Raw genomic sequence first — 18,504 nt, 5'->3', positions numbered from 1 at the left:
TCCCTACATATAAACTAAAATTAATGCGATAACACTAATCACAGCTGTAACTGCCCAAAGTGCATTTCTTAACACGTGATGTGGTAAACGCTCATTTTTAACAATGATGTTCATCACTTTTGGTGTCATCACGAAATAAGTTGCTGTGTGATATAAAGTCGCAATTAATGTGATGATATTTAAGAACACCACAATTGGATTTCTTAAGAAGCCGATGAAATCAATAATGCCTAGACCTGGAACAGGATTGCTTGCAAGGCAAAGTACGCCATAAAGCAATACGATACAGAACCATACAGCAAAGATAGAGGTTGCTTCACGCACCATATACGCTTTGTAGAAATCCAATTTTTGCCACCAAGTAGCCGTCATTGGGCGAACATATTTTTTACGTTTACTTACTGTTACTGACATATTCTTCCCCTTAGCCTTTTGGTTTTAGCATTGAGATAACATAATCTTTGGCACTTTCCACTTTGCCTTGGTTGATTGCAGAAGCTGGATCCACGTGTTTTGGACACACTTCAGAACAATAACCCACGAAAGTACAGCTCCAAACACCGTTTTTACCATTTAATAATGGCATACGTTGAGCTTTACCATGGTCACGGTTATCAAGGTTGTAACGGTGTGCCATCGTAATTGCTGCTGGGCCTAAGAATTCAGGATTTAAACCAAATTGCGGACAAGCCGCATAGCATAAACCACAGTTAATACACATTGAGAATTGACGATATTTTTCAAGCTGTGCCGGAGTTTGTTTAGTACGGCTTACTTGCAATTCTTTCGATGGATGTGGTTTACCATCTAATGCTGGTGCTTCGTTACCAATAATATAAGGTTTAATTGCCTCTAAGCTTTCGATAAAGTGGCTTAAATCAACCACTAAGTCGCGTTCAATAGGGAAGTTTGCTAATGGTTCAATACGCATGTGGCCACTGTAATCACGTAAGAACGTTTTACAAGCCAATTTTGGTTTGTTATTGACCATCATCCCACAAGAACCGCAGATTGCCATACGGCAAGACCAACGATAAGAAAGAGACGGTTCAAGTTTATCTTTAATGTAACCTAACGCATCTAAAAGAGAGGTTTGATTATCATAAGGTACTTGATAAGAGCTTAAATGTGGCTCTTGATCGTTTTCTGGGTTGTAGCGTAATACTTCTACAGTCATTACCGGTGAATTAGCCATTTGCTTGCTCCTTAGCTTTCGCAGCCGCTTCTGCCGCTTCTGCTTCAGCACCATAAACACGTTTTGCTGGTTGAGATTTAGTGATTTTCACCGGGCTGTATTCAATACGCGGTGCATCATCGCCATTGTAGTAAGCAAGGGTGTGTTGTAAATAATTCACATCATCACGTTCAGTGTAGTCTAAGCGTTGGTGTGCACCACGAGACTCTTTACGTTCAATTGCAGAGTTTGCAATAGATTGAGCTACATCAAGGATGTAACCTAATTCTACGGTGTAAAGCACATCGGTATTGAATACGCTTGAACGGTCTGCAACACGAATACGTTTATAACGTTCTTTAAGCTCAGCAATTTTATCTACTGCTTTTTGCATGCTTTCTTGGTCACGGTAGATACCACAACCTTCTTCCATTACGGTACCCATTTCGTCACGGATTTCAGACCAAGATTCGTTACCTTCTTGGTTATAAAGTGCTTCAAGGCGAGCTACAACATCTTGCGCTTGCGCATCAACTGCTGCACGGTTTGCAGGTTGTGCTTCTGCTGCACGTTGTGCGGCATATTCACCTGCAACACGGCCTAAAACCACTAATTCTGCAAGCGAATTAGAACCTAAACGGTTTGCGCCATGTAAACCAGAAGACGCACATTCACCCACAGCAAATAAACCTTTAATGCGAGTTTCGCTGTTGTAATCCACTTCAATACCACCCATGGTGTAGTGAACAACAGGACGTACAGGGATTGGTTCATTAACTGGGTTTACACCTTCATAAGCACTGGCTAATTCACAAATGAATGGAAGACGTTCATGTAAATATTTTTCACCTAAGTGACGTAAGTCAAGATGAACCACATCAACACCTTTTGCCGTTTTTAAGGTGTTGCCTTTTTTCCATTCTTGCCAGAACGCTTGTGAAACTTTATCACGTGGACCAAGTTCCATATATTTGTTTTCAGGTTTACCGATTGGGGTTTCAGGGCCTAGACCATAATCTTGTAAATAACGGTAGCCGTTTTTATTCACTAAGATACCGCCTTCACCACGACAACCTTCAGTCATTAAGATACCGGTGTTTGGTAAGCCGGTTGGATGATATTGCACAAATTCCATATCACGAAGAGGAACACCATGACGATATGCCATTGATAAACCATCACCAGTTACGATACCGCCGTTGGTGTTGAATTTAAATGCACGACAACCACCACCAGTTGCAATCACAACCGCATTTGCGTTGATTTGAATAAGTGTACCTTCCATCATATTCATCGCCACCATACCGCGAGCGTGGCCATCATCAACTAAGATGTCTAAAACGAAGTGCTCGTCAAAGCGTTGAATTTGTGGATATTGAGTAGATGTTTGGAAAAGTGTGTGTAATAAGTGGAAACCCGTTTTATCTGCCGCAAACCAAGTACGTTCGATTTTCATCCCACCGAAACGACGCACGTTCACATCGCCATCTGCTTTACGGCTCCAAGGGCAACCCCAACGTTCAAGTTGAGTCATTTCCACTGGAGAATGTTCAACGAAGTATTCCACCACATCTTGTTCACATAACCAGTCACCACCAGCAACGGTATCGTGGAAGTGTTTATCGTAGGAATCTTCCTCTTTAATTACTGCGGCCGCACCACCTTCTGCTGCAACCGTATGGCTACGCATAGGATAAACCTTAGAAACTAATGCGATCTTTAAGTTAGGGTTTGCTTCTGCTGCTGCAATTGCTGCACGTAAACCGCCGCCACCGGCACCAACAATAGCAATATCGACATTAACCGTTTGCACGATATCCTCCAATTAAAAGTAAAAAAATGAAACGCCCTAATAAAAGCAATAGGGAACATGCTACCATTCTGCCATTTTTGTTTACAAATTAGTAACCTTTTTTCCTGAATAAACGGATAAAATACTAAAAGTGTGATCTAACTCAAAAAAGTTAGTTTTTATATATTTTGGGATGATAACTGTTTTCGTTTATAAACCCTTCAATTGGATTATTGAGTTAAAAATCGCTCTTGTTTACAATAATCTCATTCCTCTTAGTGCCCAAAATGGAGAAAAAAATGACCGCACTTAGCGATGAACAAACACTATGGCAACCTTCTGCTCCAATAAAAAATTTACTGGCTCGTGCAAAAATTATTGCTGATATTCGCGAATTCTTTACTGATCGTGGATTATTAGAGGTAGAAACACCTGTTTTAAGCGAATTTGGCGTAACCGATCTCCATCTTTCCACCTTTAGTACCGAATTTATTGCACCTTTTGGCGAATTATCAAAAACACTCTGGCTTTCCACTAGTCCGGAATATCACATGAAACGTTTACTGGCTGCTGGCAGTGGGCCAATTTTTCAAATTGGTAAAGTATTCCGTAATGAGGAGGCTGGCAATCGGCATAATCCAGAATTTACCATGCTTGAATGGTATAGACCGTACTTTGATATGTATCGTCTGATGAATGAAGTGGATGATTTATTACAACAAATTCTTGATTGTAAACCCGCAGAAACCTTAAGTTATCAGTTCGTATTTCAAGAATATGTAGGATTAGACCCACTTTCTGCAACTCGTCAAGAATTAGTTGAAGCGGCTCGTAAACACCATTTCATGGCAGATGAAAATGAAGACAGGGACACATTATTACAATTTTTATTCAGCGAAGTGGTAGAACCTAATATCGGGCAAGAAGCACCTGTTGCTGTATATCATTTTCCCTCTTCACAAGCTGCACTTGCACAACTTAGTCCAGAAGATAGTCGTGTGGCAGAACGCTTTGAGTTTTATTATAAAGGATTAGAATTAGCAAATGGTTTTCACGAGTTAACTGATGCCCGTGAACAACAACACCGCTTTGAGCAAGATAACCGCCTACGCGAAAAAGCAGGCTTACCACAACGTGAAATCGATCATCGCTTCCTGGCGGCATTACAAGCAGGGATTCCCAATACATCAGGCGTGGCTTTAGGTGTCGATCGTTTAATTATGATTGCATTAGGTGCTAAAAGTATTAAAGAGGTGATTTCATTTTCAGTGGAGTGTGCTTAACGCTATCAAATACCCATTATTTCTTCGACACTTAGGCGATTATAAAGAATAAATAAAACAAGGAATCGATCTGGCCAAATATTTAAAATGTCAGTAAGTCAATTTGGGATTGCTTAAAAAGCAAACTTTATTGTTTGAAAAATGTGATCTTGATCTGATTTTAGAAAATTGATGTCATGAGCCCATTGACAGTGTAGATTTATTTTGTAATATTTGTGGCGTCTATTTCGGAGATTGAACTTTTTATGAAAAATTGCTTCAATCAAAAATCGTAGAGCATAACCCAAAGGAATAACAATTATGAAAAAGACACTAGCAGCATTAATCGTTTCCGCTGTTGCCGCTTCAGCAGCAAATGCAACAATAGTTTATGATAACGAAGGTACTAAAGTTGAGTTAAGTGGTTCTCTTCGTTTAATTTTAGAAAAAGCAAAAGCGAAAGAAACGAATCAACAAACGGGTGAATCAACTAGAACCGCAAACTCTGCTTTACGTAACGCAGGATCTCGTTTTGGTGTGAAAGTAAAACATAACCTAGATAATGATTTCTATGCGTTAGGTCGTTTAGAATTCCGTTTTGATGATACAGATTCTCGCGATGAATTTGGTGGTCTTTATGCTAAACGTGCTTACGTCGGTTTAGGTAGCAAAGCAACTGGTGATATCACATTTGGTCGTCAAGTGACTATTGCAGATGATTTAAACCAAACAAATGACTACGAATATGGATTAATTCCAAAAGGTGCTTATATTCCTACTTCAGGCACTGGCGTCATTCGTTATGACTATAAAGCTATTGAAGGTTTACAATTAAGTGCTAACTATAATTTTGGTCAACGCCATAATGATAAAGGTAGAGAGCTTAAAGTTGGTCTAAAAAATGCATTTGCAGTAGGTGCATTATACGAAGCTGGTGCTCTTGATGCTCGTTTAGCTTATGGTCATACCAACTTTGAAACTAACGCAGCACATTCTCACCGTTTGGATGGTTTCTTAGCATCCTTAGGTTATACCATTAATGATTTCAAATTAATCGGTGACTTTGGTTATGCTCATGATAAAAATGATAACGCTAAATTAAATAAATTCTACGTGTCGCCTGGCTTTGAATATCAAGTACTTCCAACATCTAAAGTATATGGTAACTACTTATACGAGCATGTAAAAGTTGAAGATAGCAATAAAGCAAAAACTCACGGCTTCTTACTCGGTGCTGACTATAAGCTTCATAAACAAGTTGTTGTATTCTTAGAAGGTAAATACGCAACTGTTAAAAAATACACTGCCAATACAAATGGTGGTTATACTTACTCAGCGAAGATTAACGACAAAGCTATCGGTGTAGGTATGCGTGTATACTTCTAATTTTTGATTAGAAGAAAATCTTAAAAGGCGAATCGAAAGGTTCGTCTTTTTGTTTGTTTTTTTTAAATCTCCCCAAACCTTTTTTAAATCTCCCCAAACTCCTCTTTACAAAAGAAGGGCTTTTTTATGATGTTGATTTTAGTGATTTTATTGGGAGTATTTGAGAGGGCTAAGAATGGAGAGCATTTATTTGCCATTAAAATCTCCCCCCTATTTCGTAAAGAGGGGGTTAAGGGGAGATTTAATTATTTCAATCTATCCAAAACCAATTTCCCCATCATTTCAATATGGGCTTTTTCTGCATTTAATGCAGGGATATAGTGATAAGACACACCGCCGTGATTTAAGAACGTTTCTTTATTTTCAACCTCAATTTCTTCTAAGGTTTCTAAGCAATCCACCGAAAAACCTGGGCAAATTACCGCTATTTTTTGAATCCCTTGAGAAGCTGCTTCTTCTAAAAAGTGATCGGTATAAGGTTGTAACCATTCTTCTCGGCCAAAGCGAGATTGGAACGTCATATTCCATTGGTTTTCCGTTAAACCTAATTTATCCACAATGGCAATCGTGGTTTGTTTACAATGCTGACGATAATAATCGCCCATATTCTCATAACGTAATGGAATGCCATGATAAGAAAAAAGCAAAAACTCATCGGGTTTTAACCGCACTTTGATGGAATCTACCAACGCATTAATGTAGTTTTCATCAAGATGATAAGAATGAATAAACTCAAAAGGCACAATATTACGTTCTTGTGCAATGACACGATTAAACGCATCGATTAATGCGCCTGTTGTGGTGCTAGAATATTGTGGATAAAGTGGCAACACAATCATGCGTTCTACATCATTTTTGAGTAAATTTTTGACCGCACTTTGCATCGAAGGATTGCCGTAAGTCATGGCAATTTCGACTTGTGCATTGATGCCTTGTTCAGTCAAATAAGCTTGTAAACCTGTTTGTTGTTGCTTTGTAATAGCGAGCAGCGGAGAGCCTTGAGCGGTCCAAATAGCTTGATAATTTTGTGCAATACGTTTAGAACGCATCGGTAAAATAATAGTTTTTAAAAGGGGATACCATTTCCAACGGGGTAAATCTACCACTCGAGGATCTGTGAGAAATTCCCATAAATAACGTGAAATTGCTTTGGCGTTAGGTTCATCCGGCGTACCAAGATTGGCTAAGATAACACCGATTTTTTGAGTTTTATTCATAAATGTTTAATAGAAAGCGTTAATCGAGAAACGCAACAAAGTTTATCTTGTTCATCACGAATGTCAATTTGCCATACATGGATATTTTTACTTAAACTAATAGGGATTGCCTTAGCAATCACAAAACCTTGTTTTACTGAATGGAGGTGATTCGCATTAATGTCTAAGCCGACAACTATTTGTCCCTCTTCTACACAGAGAAATCCTGCCAGAGATCCAATAGTTTCGGCCAAGGCAACAGATATGCCCCCATGTAGCAAACCAAAAGGCTGTATTGTGCGATGATCTACAGGCATTTTGGCCTCAATCCAGTTTTCTCCAACCGCATAAACCTCAATACCTAAATGTTCTATAGCACAGTTTTTACTCATTTCATTAAGTTGATTAAGTGTGAATGTCTTTTTCCAGATCGCCATGTAGGTTATTCCTTAGATAGGCTGATTAATTTTTGAGTTTTTTATCTTTTAAGATAATTCAATGCGGTTTATTTGCTAGAGTGCAAGTCAGCATTATAACGAAAATCTACTTTGTATGTTGAAATTTATGCTGAAAACGATCAACCCTCCCCTTTTTCATATAGACAATTCCAATTACATCAATTTATAGCTTTCTTCCTCATTTTTAGGCAAAATAGGAGAAAATTTAAGTGAGTAAAAAAAGGATTATTACAATGACTAAACATTACGATTATATTGCGATTGGTGGTGGTTCTGGCGGGATTGCCTCAATTAACCGTGCGGCAAGCTACGGTAAAAAATGTGCCATTATTGAAGCAAAACATTTAGGTGGTACTTGCGTGAATGTGGGATGTGTACCGAAAAAAGTGATGTTCTATGGTGCACAAGTTGCAGAAGCAATTAATAGCTATGCACCGGCTTATGGTTTTGATGTAGAAGTGAAAAAGTTTGATTACGCGAAATTAGTCGAGAGTCGTCAAGCTTATATCGGTCGTATTCATACCTCTTACAACAATGTATTAGCAAAAAATAATGTAGATGTTCTAAATGGTTTTGCTCGCTTTAAAGATGCGAAAACGATTGAAGTGAGCTATGCAGATGGTTCAACAGAATTAGTGACAGCAGATCATATTTTAATTGCTACTGGTGGTCGTCCAAGTATTCCTGCGGTAAAAGGTGCAGAATACGGGATTGATTCAAATGGCGTGTTTGCTTTAAATGAATTACCAAAACGTGTTGCAGTAGTCGGTGCGGGTTATATTGCTGTTGAATTAGCAGGTGTTTTAAATAGTTTAGGTAGCGAAACCCATTTATTTGTGCGCCAACACGCTCCATTGCGTCATCAGGATCCATTAATTGTAGAGACATTAGTTGAAGTGTTAGCACAAGATGGAATTCAATTACATACCAAAGCGTTGCCTGAAGAAGTCGTAAAAAATTCCGATGGTTCACTTACCTTGAAATTACAAGATGGTCGTGAAACCACGGTAGATACGTTAATTTGGGCGATAGGTCGCGAACCAGCAACGGATGTGATTAATCTTGAAGTAACGGGCGTGAAAACCAATTCTCGTGGACAAATTATTGTCGATAAATATCAAAATACAAACGTGCCTGGTATTTATGCTGTGGGAGATATTATCGAAGGTGGTATTGAATTAACACCCGTTGCCGTGGCAGCAGGTCGTCGCTTATCTGAGCGTTTATTTAATAATAAACCGACTGAACATTTAGATTATAACTTAGTGCCAACTGTGGTATTCAGCCATCCGCCAATTGGTACGGTGGGTTTAACTGAACCGCAAGCGATTGAGCAATATGGCGAAGAAAATGTGAAAGTGTATAAATCCTCTTTCACAGCTATGTACACCGCTGTAACAGATCATCGCCAACCTTGCCGAATGAAGTTAGTTTGTGTTGGCAAAGAAGAGAAAATTGTGGGATTACACGGTATTGGTTTTGGTGTGGATGAAATGATCCAAGGTTTTGCCGTGGCAATCAAAATGGGCGCAACGAAAGCAGACTTTGATAATACCGTAGCGATTCACCCAACAGGTTCTGAAGAATTTGTGACAATGCGTTAATTACAGATAAAGAAAGTGCGGTCAAAATCTCTAATGTTTTTGACCGCACTTTTTATTGTGATTTGTTATTAGGCTGCTGCGCGATTGCCTAATGTGCCATCATCTTCCATTTCTTTAGCCACACCGACGACCTCAGCTATTTTGTCTCCTTCTTTGAAGAAAACAAACCCACCATGTTCCATTTTGACCCAAGGTTCATCTTTGGTGAGCGGGAAAGTCGTAATGATCGTGACTTTGTCGCCATCTTTCGCATAATCATTAAAATCGATAACACCATCATCATCAATGCGATGCGCTTTACCAAAAGGGGCTTTACGCGTTAAATAATGCAAATTAGTTGAGCAGTGGGCGATCATCCATTCTCCGTTTGAAAGAATGAAGTTAAAGGTGCCTTTTTCTGAGAGCGATTTAGCAATATCTTGAATCGCGCTAAAAATTTCCATTTCAGACGGTTTACGACGGAAACGATTTTTCAAATATTCCGCCATATAACAAAATGCAGCTTCTGAATCAGTTGAGCCAATAGGCTGACAGAAATTCTCAGACATATCGGGTAATTCTTTTAAATTACCATTGTGAGCAAACACCCAGTTTTCGCCCCAGATTTCACGAATAAAGGGATGGGTGTTTTCAATCGTGACCCCTCCTTGTGTTGCTTTACGAATGTGGGCGATCACGTTCAGTGATTTAATATTGTATTGTTTTACACAATCCGCAATTGGGGATTGAGATGCAGCGTGGTTATCGCGAAAAATACGCACACCGCGACCTTCAAAAAAAGCGATACCGAAGCCATCTGAATGGCAATCAGTAAGACCCGCACGACGACGGAAACCTTCAAAAGAAAAGACAATATCCGTCGGCGTATTGCAGTTCATTCCGAGTAATTGGCACATAAATTCCTACAACTTATTTTTATCATTTTATACCCTTATAATATGTGCTGATTTAACACCATAATACATTGAAATTCAAGAGAGATAATAAAGGATTTTTAGACTAAAAAGTTACATAAAATAACCTTGGGCTTTTATAAAGTAGAAAGACATGACAGTTTAAGCCAGGCTAACAATGTCATAATTTTGATAACGCATTAGTTTATCTATCTATTAGAATTAATTCTTGTCATTATTCCGAAACGAAGAACATATATTCAGGAATGACTATGCAAGAATTTACTTGAGTTAAAAGTGGAACTGGCGCATATTATTTCACGGTAAAAAATACCTTGAAAATTAACCGCACTTTGTTTTGATATTTCCAAAGTGCGGTCAAAATTTAAAAGAAATTAAAAAACACCTAAAAATCTGACCGCACTTTTGTCTCTCTTTACTTTAGTCACAACGAGTAAGATAATAAATGAAAACCATTATCAAAATACAAGTATTAGACTTGTTTCATTATAAGGAGATAACCATGACAATGAATAGACGTGATTTTTTAAGAATGAGCGCAGCACTTACGGCAGCGGGCATGTCGCCTTCTCTCTTTGCGGCAACAAAAGAGCAATTTACCATTTATGGCGCACCCGCAATGCCAAGTGTAACCATTGCGGTGGCGGCAGCACAAGGTAAATTAGCCAAACAAGCGGATGTAGCATTAGAGATTTGGCGTTCGCCTGATCAGTTGCGTGCGGGTGTAGCAAGTGGGCAATTTAAAGTGATGATGAGCCCAAGTAATGTCGGCGTGAATTTACGTAATCAGGGGCAACAAGTTGGCATGGTGAATATTCTCACCAATGGGATTACGCAGTTGATGTGTAAAGGTAGTGCCATTACTTCACCGCAAGAATTGGTGGGTAAAAAAATCCTTGTGCCATTTAAAAACGATATGCCAGACATCGTATTGCAGGCTCTACTGAAAAAACTGAATATTGATATTAATAAAGTGGATATCACCTATGCGGCAACGCCAACTGAAGCAATTGGGTTGTTCTTGCTTAAAGATTTCCATGCGGCCATCTTGCCAGAACCAATGGCAAGTGCGGTTGTGCAGAAAGCTAAAATCGTCGGTACAGAGATTGTACGTGGCTTCGATTTAGTGAAAGAATGGGGTCAAGCGTTTAACACGAAACCGCTTATTCCAATGGCGGGCATTATTGCTAACGAAGAATACTTCCACGCACACAAGGCTGAGTTTGATCTACTTCACCAAGATTTAAGTGATGCGTTAAACTGGATTATGGCTAACCGCAAAAGTGCGGCTGAAATTGGCGCTAATTATCTGCCAGCACCAGAAGCCGCTATTGAAATGGGCTTAGACGGTGCGCGCTTAACGGTAACCAAAGCCAGTGAACTGAAAAATGAAATCATGCAATTCTATGAAACCTTGATGGCGTTCAATCCAAAACTCTTAGGTGGTAAATTACCAGATGATAAATTCTTCTTGGCTTAATTGGAAACTGAATCACATAACATGATTAAAACTGACAAAATCCGTAAACCACAACCTGTCCTGTTTTACATCATCGACTACCTCTGGAGCGGTTTTACCGGCTTGAGTGTGGCGATGATGGTTGTTGCTTTGTGGGCTTGGGGCAGCTCAGTATTTGGTGAATTTATGCTGCCTGCTCCCTCGGATGTTTTTCAAAAAGCCCTTGAGCTGCTCGAGCATTTCCAACAAAACGAAATCGGTATTTCATTATGGCGTTCTGTGGTGGGTATTGCCATTGCATTAGTCGCAGGCTTAGCGGCAGGGCTGATTGCGGGAAGCTTTAAAACCGCTATGGCATTGCTTAAACCCGTCATTATGATTTTATTAGCCATGCCACCAATTATTTGGGTCGTGATGGCGTTATTTTGGTTTGGTTTTGGTAATCCAAGTGTGCTATTTACCATTATCGTTTTAGTTGCCCCGCTGACCTTTGCCAGTGCAGCCATGGGCATGGCAAGTGTAAACAAACAACATGAAGAATTGTTTGATGCGTACAAACTCGGATTGTGGAAAAAAATCCGCTATTTGTATGTTCCCCATCTCACGGGCTATGTGATTTCCAGTATTGGCGTCGCGGTTGCGATGGGCGTAAAAGTGGTAATTATGGCAGAGCTTTTGGGAGCTAATGAGGGTGTAGGAGCACAGATTGCCGATGCCAGAGCCATGTTAGATACATCAACGGTCATGGCTTATGTGTTGTTGGTGATTGTGTTTGTTTCCCTCTTTGAATATTTGATTACCAAGCCATTGGAAATCCTATTTATGCCGTGGAGAAGATAATGCTGAGTTTAAAAAATGTGCGTTTTGAAATTCTCCGCGATCCTATCGTGCGCGATTTCAGTATGGATTTACAACCGGGCGAAGTGAAAACCTTATTCGGCCCTAGTGGCTGTGGCAAAACTACTGTACTGCGTTTAATTTCAGGTTTAGAAACACCAAAATCAGGCGAAATCAATAATACATTCCGTAAAACGGGATTTCTGTTTCAAGAAAATCGTCTATTAGAAAATCTCACTGCTATGCAGAATATCGCCATTTTTATGGATAATCCTAATGAAAATGAAATCATTGCGCTGGCAGAAAAGATCGGGCTTTCTTCGGGGGATTTGAATAAATACCCGACCGAATTATCGGGCGGTATGGCAAAACGCGTGGCATTTTTGCGTCTATTGCTATGTGGCTGTGATTTAGCCTTATTGGACGAACCTTTTGTCGGTTTGGATCGCGATTTACGGGATATTTTAGCCGCTATGTTAGTGGAAAAAATTGAGCAGCAAGGCATGGCTTGCATTTTAGTGACGCACGATCGTTTTGAAGCAGCTCGATTAAGCCGAGAGATTATGCAGCTTTCTCCAAAAGGGATGGATGTGCAAAATGTGATTACCTTGCCAACGCCATTATCCGAACGCAATTCAGCCTTTGAAGAAACCGTAGTCGCACGCGAATTTCAAGGAATCCATTACTATGAATAATTTCTTTACCCATCCGATGCGACCCTTTTTTGTCGGAGCTGCCATTCTTGCGATTGTTGGTGCCTTGAGCTTTTTCATCAGCCCCGATGATCTCATCCTACACCGCAAAATTTTCTTAGAATTTATGCTACCAGCCGCATACGGCGGCTTTCTGACGGCTTCCATGCTCGAATGGACAAATTACAAAGGTAATTTAAAACCTATTGCGACGATTTTATCGGTGCTCTTGCTTGCAGGATTGGTGTTATTGCCATTTTCCCCGCAAACCGCCTCGTTTTTAGTGGCAGCTTATTGGCTCGCGTTGTTACTCTTTTGTGCTTGGCTGTTTTGGTTGGATCGCAATACTGACAATTTTACTTTACTGATGTTACTTGCTGCATTTACTGTTTGCCAGACGGCTTACGCCATGACTGATAGTCTGAAATTATTGCGAGCACAGGTGCATTTGAATATGGCGGCAGTGATGTTTGTATCAATTCGAGTCAGCATTCTATTAGGCGCAGAGGCGCTGAAAGAAAGTACATTGAAAGATCCCGTATTTATCCCGAATGTCGTGTATAAAAATATCGCAATTACATTTTTATTACTTCATACCACAGCAGAGCTTTGGTTGCCTGCGCAAACAGCTGCGTTTACTGCCTTTGCCGTTGGCTTTATCTTGCTTGCCAAGTTACGCGAATTACATCATCACGAACTGCTACGTAAACATTACGTACGCACTTATTATGTCCTTCAACTGTTCGCCGCGATTGGTTATTTGTGGATTGGCATAAATAAATTAATTGATGAGCCTACTGCCGATCCGTTACACATGGTGACACTCGGCGGGATTCTCGGCAGTATGATGATGATTTGGCTCACTGCGGGATTATGGCATAGTGGCTTTACGAAACTGGATTATCCAAAACTCTGCCACCTTGCCGTGCTTTGTCTTTTCACAGCGGCACTTTCCCGAGCTTGTTTAATGTATGTGGACGAGCTGTTTTTTATCACGATTCCCGCTATTTTAATTGCCATTGTGTTTATACTGTATTTGGCCACCTTTGTGCCGATATTCCGAAACAATGCCTTTACGGATGATCCGGAGTAATGACCAATCCGCACATCAATGTGCGGATTTTTGATATTTTTTAGACCGCACTTAATAGGCTTTTAATTGTGCCATGGCTTTACAATCAGCAGCTTGATGATCATCTTCGGTAATTAAACTTTGTAGGAAATGTTTAATTTCAGTCAGTTCGGCAATTTTTTCTTCGACTGAAACCAAATGTTTTGCCAACATACTATCCACTTCACAATGTTGAGATTGCTGCGTTTTCATCTCATTAAAAAATTTAATTTCGGCCAAGCTAAAATCTAACGCTCGGCAGGTTTTAATAAACTTTAATTGTTTCAAACTGGCTTCATCATAATCTCGATAACCATTTGCCAGCCGTTTAGGCTCCGGCATTAAACCCATTTTTTCATAATAACGAATAGTTTCTAAATGAATACCGCTTTGTTTGCTGAGTTCGTGAATCTTCATTTTTTTAAAATCAAGCCTTGACCTTGTAGTTGCTACGGACTTTATACTTTATCTCAAGTTAATTAAAGACACAATGAGGAGCATTATGTCCGACCACCATTCCCATGAACATCATGACCATTCATCTCATGAACATATTCCACAAGATAAAAAAATCTTAGCGCTCAGTTTTGCCATCATTACCGGCTTTATGGTTGTCGAATTTGTTGGCGGCTATTGGTTTAACAGCTTGGCTCTCATGGCTGATGCGGGTCACATGGCAAATGATAGTTTATCGTTATTTTTAGCCTTGCTAGCGTTGTTTCTATCTACTCAAAAACAAAGATACATTGCCCTACTTAATAGCGGCTCATTGATTGTTGTGGCATTGATGATTTTAGTTGAAGCCATTCAACGCTGGCAAAATCCCATCGAGATGATGGCATTACCAATGCTAGGAGTGGCATCGCTAGGATTACTCGTTAATCTTTTCGTTGCTTGGATAATGTTGAAAAGTGATCATGACAATCTTAATATCAAAGCCGCTTATCTGCATGTATTAACAGATTTATTTGGCTCCATTATCGCGATTCTTTCAGGATTGAGCGCTTATTTTCTCGGATGGCAATGGGTGGATCCCTTAGCCAGTATGATATTGAGTATTCTTGTGCTAAAAAGCGGAATTGGAGCATTTCGCTTGGCATTAAAAAACACTTAAAAAATTAACCGCACTTTGGTTTGATATTTCCAAAGTGCGGTCAATTTTCAGCGATTATTTCAACTCGCCTCGTTCTACAATAATTCCGACATTACTTGCTTGCGCAACCGCTTTAGGTTTGCTTAATTTGAGGCGTAACCATGAAATCCCAAAACGTTGTTGTAATTGCTCTGCTACTTCATAAGCCACACGCTCAATCAATAAAAATGGCTTAGCTTGGACATAATCTAAAATAAATTGACTGACTTCGGCATAATTGAGGCAGTATTGCACATCATCTGTTTCTGCGGCTTTTTGACAATCCCATGCCATTTCCAAATCAAAAACGAGCTTTTGTTTAATTTGTTGCTCCCAGTCATACACGCCAATTTGTGCGAAGACCACTAATTCTTCAATAAAAATACGATCCATCTCTCATTCCTGTAAAAATATAGTGGGCTTATGCTATCAAGTTTGGTTAAAATAACGAACAAGTTTTTCAAATACAATCAAGATTGTGGAGCACAAAATGAGCCTATTTGCCCTTTTTTATATGATTTTTGCTTATTTACTGGGTTCGATTTCCAGTGCAATTTTGATTTGTAAGGTAGCAGGCTTGCCTGACCCACGAAAAAATGGCTCTCATAATCCTGGTGCGACCAATGTATTGCGTATTGGCGGACGTTGGGCGGCGCTTGCAGTATTAATTTGCGATATTTTAAAAGGGATGTTACCGGTTTGGGCGGGGTATTATTTAGGACTCACGCAATTTGAATTAGGCATGGTTGCCTTGGGTGCGTGTTTAGGACATATCTTCCCTATTTTCTTTCAATTTAAAGGCGGGAAAGGTGTAGCGACCGCATTTGGCGCTATTGCTCCCATCTCTTGGGGCGTCGCTGGTTCAACGCTTGGCACTTGGTTGTTAGTCTTCTTAATTAGTCGCTATTCTTCATTAAGTGCGGTTATCACAGCACTTCTCGTACCATTTTATGTTTGGTGGCTTAAACCGGAATTTACCTTCCCCGTTGCCTTAGTTTGCTGTTTGCTGATTTATCGTCACCACGACAATATTCAGCGCTTATGGCGAGGCCAAGAAGATAAAATGTGGGGAAAATCCAAAAAGAAATAAATAAAAAAACCTGTCGATAATCGACAGGTTTTCTTTTTATCAAAATGGCTTAGAAATCAACCGCACTTTTAAGTTTTTTCAGTGCGTTTGCTTCAAGCTGACGAATACGTTCTGCAGACACATTATATTTTGCTGCAAGATCATGAAGGGTGGCTTTATCATCATCTAACCAACGCGCTTTGATAATATCTTGGCTACGTTCGTCAAGATTTGCTAAGGCTGTACCTAACTTTTCTGTTGCTTGTTCTTCAAAGTTTTCGCTTTCAAGTTCTGCCGCAAAGTTTGAGCTTTTATCTTCTAAATATAAAGAAGGTGCATAAACTTCGTCATCATCGTCTGTTGGCAAATCAAAGCCTACATCAGCCCCTGTCATACGGGATTCCATTTCGATGACATCTTCTTTTGATACGCCAAGCTCATTCGCCACCATATCCACTTCGTTTTCATTGAACCAACCTAAACGTTGTTTAGTTTTACGTAGGTTAAAGAACAATTTACGTTGTGCTTTCGTGGTCGCGACTTTCACAATACGCCAGTTGCGAAGGACATATTCATGGATTTCAGCTTTGATCCAATGCACCGCAAAAGACACAAGGCGAACACCCACTTCCGGATTAAAACGTTTTACCGCTTTCATTAATCCGATATTACCTTCTTGAATTAAATCTGCTTGCGGTAATCCATAACCTGAATAACCACGCGCAACATGAATAACAAAACGTAAGTGTGATAAAACCAACTTTTTCGCTGCTTCAATATCACCTTCATAATACAAACGTTCAGCTAAGCTTTTTTCTTCCTCTGCAGTTAGCATCGGATATTCGTTTGCTGCTCGAATATAACCTTCGATGCTACCTTGAGGTACTAACATCATTTGAGTTTCTTTATTCATTCTTCTCCTCACAGCATGCGGAGCTAGGCCCCGACTCATTACTTATTTGTTATTGTATAACAACTGTTGTCATTATACCTCAATTTGTTTTATTTGACAGTTTTTAACGATTGAAAGTTCAGATTAACCACTAAAAATTTTCAAATTATTTTAATGGCACAAGCGAATAAACCACATCCTCTGCCACCACTTTAAACAATAAATCAATATTCGGGTGTTTTCCAGGATTTTGTTTCGCATCTTCTACATGCTCTGCAAACCATTCAATGCCTTGTTGTGCAGAAGTGCGGTCTAATTTTCCGTTAAATTTTTCTGCTAACGCATGATAAAGACGAAGCGAGCCAAGTTTGCCCGGTGCAGCAGGAATATGATGAATCACGGTTTTACCGTTTAATACGTCTAAACCTGTTAAATGATCAATGCTTGGTAAAGCCTCTAAAATGTCTTTAAAGTTCATGATGGCTTTCCTCTATAAATTAACTAATGGCTTGCTCTGAATTCACTTCGCCATTTGCGCCCATAAAGCGTACCTCTGGCTGTAAATACACACCAAATTTATCCGCTACAGTTTGACGGATATGATGTGCTAGCTTAACAACATCCTGTCCAGTGGCATTGCCTTTATTAATCAGCACTAAAGCCTGCTGTTGATGAACCGCCGCGCCACCGATTTGAAAACCTTTTAAATGGCATTGATCGATTAACCAACCTGCTGCAAGTTTCACAGAGCCATCCGATTGTGGAAAGTGCGGTAGATTTTCGACCTGTTTTTGAATTTTCGCAAATTGCTCGGCGCTCACCACAGGATTTTTGAAGAAACTGCCCGCGTTGCCAAACTCTTTAGGATCGGGCAATTTACTACGGCGAATATGGCACACTTCATCAAACACTTGTTTTGCCGTTACAGTTTGAGGATCAAAATTCACTAATGAGCCATATTTTAAAATCGGTTGCCAATTTTTGGTTAATTTCAATCCAACCGCTGTAATCACATAACCTTGCGCATAGCGATGTTTAAAAATACTTTCACGATAACCAAATTCACATTCGCTCGCCTGTAAACGGAATTGTTCGCCCGTGTTGAGATTCAATACATCCACATAATCACACACATCTTTAAATTCTACGCCATACGCACCAATATTTTGAATCGGCGCTGAACCAGCACAACCAGGAATGAGTGCGAGATTTTCTAAACCATTAATTCCTTGCAAGAGTGACCATTCCACCAACTGATGCCAATTTTCGCCACCATTGACATGCAAATAATGGTAATCGCTATCTTCTCTCTGTTGAATACTCGATAAACGATTAACAATTACAACACCTTGGAAATCGTCTAAAAACAGCATATTGCTGCCTTGTCCTAAAAATAAGACAGGTAGATTTTCAGCTTGTGCTTTTTGCCAAGCTTGTTGGATTTGTTCAATCGATGTGGCTTCAATAATTTCACGCGCATTTACTGGAATATTGAAGGTGTGAAACGGTTGTAAACTTTGCATGAA

Annotated in this window: 20 protein-coding genes; 9 read left to right on the top strand and 11 right to left on the bottom strand. The window is 39.7% G+C overall.

Annotated features, from left to right (window positions below; genetic code table 11):
* Positions 1-3: 3 nt before the first annotated feature.
* From frdC to frdA, 3 genes are read right to left on the bottom strand one after another with little or no spacing between them, the layout of a single operon-like run.
* Complete coding sequence (gene frdC, locus EL215_RS04150) at positions 4-414, bottom strand: fumarate reductase subunit FrdC (protein WP_126470358.1); 411 nt, start codon at positions 412-414, stop codon at positions 4-6.
* 10 nt (positions 415-424) lie between these two features.
* Positions 425-1,195: a succinate dehydrogenase/fumarate reductase iron-sulfur subunit gene (locus EL215_RS04145; protein ID WP_005696861.1), complete on the bottom strand. Its 771-nt coding sequence runs from the start codon at positions 1,193-1,195 to the stop codon at positions 425-427.
* The gene (frdA, locus tag EL215_RS04140) at positions 1,188-2,987 is read right to left on the bottom strand and encodes a fumarate reductase (quinol) flavoprotein subunit (RefSeq protein ID WP_126470356.1); all 1,800 of its coding nucleotides are present in this window, start codon (positions 2,985-2,987) and stop codon (positions 1,188-1,190) included. Before frdA ends, EL215_RS04145 begins: the two co-directional genes overlap by 8 nt.
* A gap of 278 nt (positions 2,988-3,265) precedes the next feature.
* Between frdA and epmA the strand changes: the two genes are divergently transcribed.
* Both epmA and EL215_RS04130 read left to right on the top strand, forming a co-directional pair.
* A complete protein-coding gene (gene epmA / locus EL215_RS04135; protein ID WP_126470354.1) occupies positions 3,266-4,249 on the top strand; it encodes an elongation factor P--(R)-beta-lysine ligase in 984 nt (327 codons plus the stop codon).
* Between the two features lie 300 nt (positions 4,250-4,549).
* A complete protein-coding gene (locus tag EL215_RS04130; RefSeq protein WP_049356155.1) occupies positions 4,550-5,614 on the top strand; it encodes a porin in 1,065 nt (354 codons plus the stop codon).
* Between the two features lie 245 nt (positions 5,615-5,859).
* On the opposite strand, the gene hemH is transcribed toward EL215_RS04130, so the two are convergent.
* Together hemH and EL215_RS04120 are read right to left on the bottom strand one after the other, a co-directional pair.
* The gene (gene hemH / locus EL215_RS04125; RefSeq protein WP_126470352.1) at positions 5,860-6,831 is read right to left on the bottom strand and encodes a ferrochelatase; all 972 of its coding nucleotides are present in this window, start codon (positions 6,829-6,831) and stop codon (positions 5,860-5,862) included.
* Positions 6,828-7,247: a hotdog fold thioesterase gene (locus EL215_RS04120; protein ID WP_049356160.1), complete on the bottom strand. Its 420-nt coding sequence runs from the start codon at positions 7,245-7,247 to the stop codon at positions 6,828-6,830. The genes hemH and EL215_RS04120 overlap by 4 nt, the downstream gene beginning before the upstream one ends.
* Positions 7,248-7,501: 254 nt before the next feature.
* On the opposite strand from EL215_RS04120, the gene gorA reads away from it, so the two are divergent.
* Positions 7,502-8,872 carry a glutathione-disulfide reductase gene (gorA, locus tag EL215_RS04115; protein ID WP_126470350.1) on the top strand — a complete coding sequence of 457 codons (1,371 nt, stop codon included), beginning with the start codon at positions 7,502-7,504 and terminating at the stop codon, positions 8,870-8,872.
* Between the two features lie 68 nt (positions 8,873-8,940).
* On the opposite strand, the gene EL215_RS04110 is transcribed toward gorA, so the two are convergent.
* Complete coding sequence (locus tag EL215_RS04110) at positions 8,941-9,768, bottom strand: class II glutamine amidotransferase (protein WP_126470348.1); 828 nt, start codon at positions 9,766-9,768, stop codon at positions 8,941-8,943.
* Between the two features lie 520 nt (positions 9,769-10,288).
* Here EL215_RS04110 and EL215_RS04105 point away from each other — a divergent pair.
* From EL215_RS04105 to EL215_RS04090, 4 genes are read left to right on the top strand one after another with little or no spacing between them, the layout of a single operon-like run.
* Complete coding sequence (locus EL215_RS04105; RefSeq protein WP_126470346.1) at positions 10,289-11,266, top strand: ABC transporter substrate-binding protein; 978 nt, start codon at positions 10,289-10,291, stop codon at positions 11,264-11,266.
* Between the two features lie 21 nt (positions 11,267-11,287).
* Positions 11,288-12,085: an ABC transporter permease gene (locus EL215_RS04100; protein ID WP_049356167.1), complete on the top strand. Its 798-nt coding sequence runs from the start codon at positions 11,288-11,290 to the stop codon at positions 12,083-12,085.
* Entirely contained in the window at positions 12,085-12,777 is a 693-nt protein-coding gene (locus EL215_RS04095) for an ATP-binding cassette domain-containing protein (protein WP_178160800.1), read from the top strand. Before EL215_RS04100 ends, EL215_RS04095 begins: the two co-directional genes overlap by 1 nt.
* The gene (locus EL215_RS04090) at positions 12,770-13,867 is read left to right on the top strand and encodes an NnrS family protein (RefSeq protein WP_126470344.1); all 1,098 of its coding nucleotides are present in this window, start codon (positions 12,770-12,772) and stop codon (positions 13,865-13,867) included. Before EL215_RS04095 ends, EL215_RS04090 begins: the two co-directional genes overlap by 8 nt.
* A gap of 51 nt (positions 13,868-13,918) precedes the next feature.
* Here EL215_RS04090 and EL215_RS04085 read toward each other — a convergent pair whose 3' ends face one another.
* Positions 13,919-14,302 carry a MerR family transcriptional regulator gene (locus tag EL215_RS04085; RefSeq protein ID WP_049356170.1) on the bottom strand — a complete coding sequence of 128 codons (384 nt, stop codon included), beginning with the start codon at positions 14,300-14,302 and terminating at the stop codon, positions 13,919-13,921.
* Positions 14,303-14,387: 85 nt separating this feature from the next.
* Between EL215_RS04085 and EL215_RS04080 the strand changes: the two genes are divergently transcribed.
* A complete protein-coding gene (locus tag EL215_RS04080) occupies positions 14,388-14,999 on the top strand; it encodes a cation diffusion facilitator family transporter (RefSeq protein WP_049356173.1) in 612 nt (203 codons plus the stop codon).
* Between the two features lie 54 nt (positions 15,000-15,053).
* Here EL215_RS04080 and folB read toward each other — a convergent pair whose 3' ends face one another.
* Positions 15,054-15,410: a dihydroneopterin aldolase gene (gene folB, locus EL215_RS04075; protein WP_049356175.1), complete on the bottom strand. Its 357-nt coding sequence runs from the start codon at positions 15,408-15,410 to the stop codon at positions 15,054-15,056.
* 97 nt (positions 15,411-15,507) lie between these two features.
* On the opposite strand from folB, the gene plsY reads away from it, so the two are divergent.
* Positions 15,508-16,107, top strand: coding sequence for a glycerol-3-phosphate 1-O-acyltransferase PlsY (plsY, locus tag EL215_RS04070; protein ID WP_014064698.1), 600 nt, complete (start codon positions 15,508-15,510; stop codon positions 16,105-16,107).
* A 49-nt stretch (positions 16,108-16,156) separates the two neighbouring features.
* Here the strand turns inward: plsY and rpoH are convergent, their stop codons facing one another.
* The 3 genes from rpoH to murB form a co-directional block, all read right to left on the bottom strand.
* On the bottom strand, positions 16,157-16,999 hold the full coding sequence (gene rpoH / locus EL215_RS04065; RefSeq protein WP_126470342.1) for an RNA polymerase sigma factor RpoH: 843 nt from the start codon (positions 16,997-16,999) through the stop codon (positions 16,157-16,159).
* Positions 17,000-17,144: 145 nt separating this feature from the next.
* Complete coding sequence (locus tag EL215_RS04060; protein WP_126470340.1) at positions 17,145-17,456, bottom strand: DUF2322 family protein; 312 nt, start codon at positions 17,454-17,456, stop codon at positions 17,145-17,147.
* Positions 17,457-17,475: 19 nt separating this feature from the next.
* Complete coding sequence (gene murB / locus EL215_RS04055; protein WP_126470338.1) at positions 17,476-18,501, bottom strand: UDP-N-acetylmuramate dehydrogenase; 1,026 nt, start codon at positions 18,499-18,501, stop codon at positions 17,476-17,478.
* Positions 18,502-18,504 lie beyond the last annotated feature (3 nt).

This window comes from Haemophilus parainfluenzae, assembly GCF_900638025.1.
GTDB classification, from domain to species: Bacteria; Pseudomonadota; Gammaproteobacteria; order Enterobacterales; family Pasteurellaceae; genus Haemophilus_D; species Haemophilus_D parainfluenzae_J.
The sequence above is the reverse complement of the archived record's forward strand: the minus strand, read 5'-3'. Positions and strand labels throughout refer to the sequence as shown.

Excerpts from the sequence above, each read along its gene's own strand:
- frdC (WP_126470358.1), bottom strand. The coding sequence starts at position 414 with ATGTCAGTAACAGTAAGTAAACGTAAAAAATATGTTCGCCCAATGACG.
- EL215_RS04145 (WP_005696861.1), bottom strand. The coding sequence starts at position 1,195 with ATGGCTAATTCACCGGTAATGACTGTAGAAGTATTACGCTACAACCCA.
- epmA (WP_126470354.1), top strand. The coding sequence starts at position 3,266 with ATGACCGCACTTAGCGATGAACAAACACTATGGCAACCTTCTGCTCCA.
- EL215_RS04130 (WP_049356155.1), top strand. The coding sequence starts at position 4,550 with ATGAAAAAGACACTAGCAGCATTAATCGTTTCCGCTGTTGCCGCTTCA.
- hemH (WP_126470352.1), bottom strand. The coding sequence starts at position 6,831 with ATGAATAAAACTCAAAAAATCGGTGTTATCTTAGCCAATCTTGGTACG.
- EL215_RS04120 (WP_049356160.1), bottom strand. The coding sequence starts at position 7,247 with ATGGCGATCTGGAAAAAGACATTCACACTTAATCAACTTAATGAAATG.
- gorA (WP_126470350.1), top strand. The coding sequence starts at position 7,502 with ATGACTAAACATTACGATTATATTGCGATTGGTGGTGGTTCTGGCGGG.
- EL215_RS04110 (WP_126470348.1), bottom strand. The coding sequence starts at position 9,768 with ATGTGCCAATTACTCGGAATGAACTGCAATACGCCGACGGATATTGTC.
- EL215_RS04105 (WP_126470346.1), top strand. The coding sequence starts at position 10,289 with ATGACAATGAATAGACGTGATTTTTTAAGAATGAGCGCAGCACTTACG.
- EL215_RS04100 (WP_049356167.1), top strand. The coding sequence starts at position 11,288 with ATGATTAAAACTGACAAAATCCGTAAACCACAACCTGTCCTGTTTTAC.
- EL215_RS04095 (WP_178160800.1), top strand. The coding sequence starts at position 12,085 with ATGCTGAGTTTAAAAAATGTGCGTTTTGAAATTCTCCGCGATCCTATC.
- EL215_RS04090 (WP_126470344.1), top strand. The coding sequence starts at position 12,770 with ATGAATAATTTCTTTACCCATCCGATGCGACCCTTTTTTGTCGGAGCT.
- EL215_RS04085 (WP_049356170.1), bottom strand. The coding sequence starts at position 14,302 with ATGAAGATTCACGAACTCAGCAAACAAAGCGGTATTCATTTAGAAACT.
- EL215_RS04080 (WP_049356173.1), top strand. The coding sequence starts at position 14,388 with ATGTCCGACCACCATTCCCATGAACATCATGACCATTCATCTCATGAA.
- folB (WP_049356175.1), bottom strand. The coding sequence starts at position 15,410 with ATGGATCGTATTTTTATTGAAGAATTAGTGGTCTTCGCACAAATTGGC.
- plsY (WP_014064698.1), top strand. The coding sequence starts at position 15,508 with ATGAGCCTATTTGCCCTTTTTTATATGATTTTTGCTTATTTACTGGGT.
- rpoH (WP_126470342.1), bottom strand. The coding sequence starts at position 16,999 with ATGAATAAAGAAACTCAAATGATGTTAGTACCTCAAGGTAGCATCGAA.
- EL215_RS04060 (WP_126470340.1), bottom strand. The coding sequence starts at position 17,456 with ATGAACTTTAAAGACATTTTAGAGGCTTTACCAAGCATTGATCATTTA.
- murB (WP_126470338.1), bottom strand. The coding sequence starts at position 18,501 with ATGCAAAGTTTACAACCGTTTCACACCTTCAATATTCCAGTAAATGCG.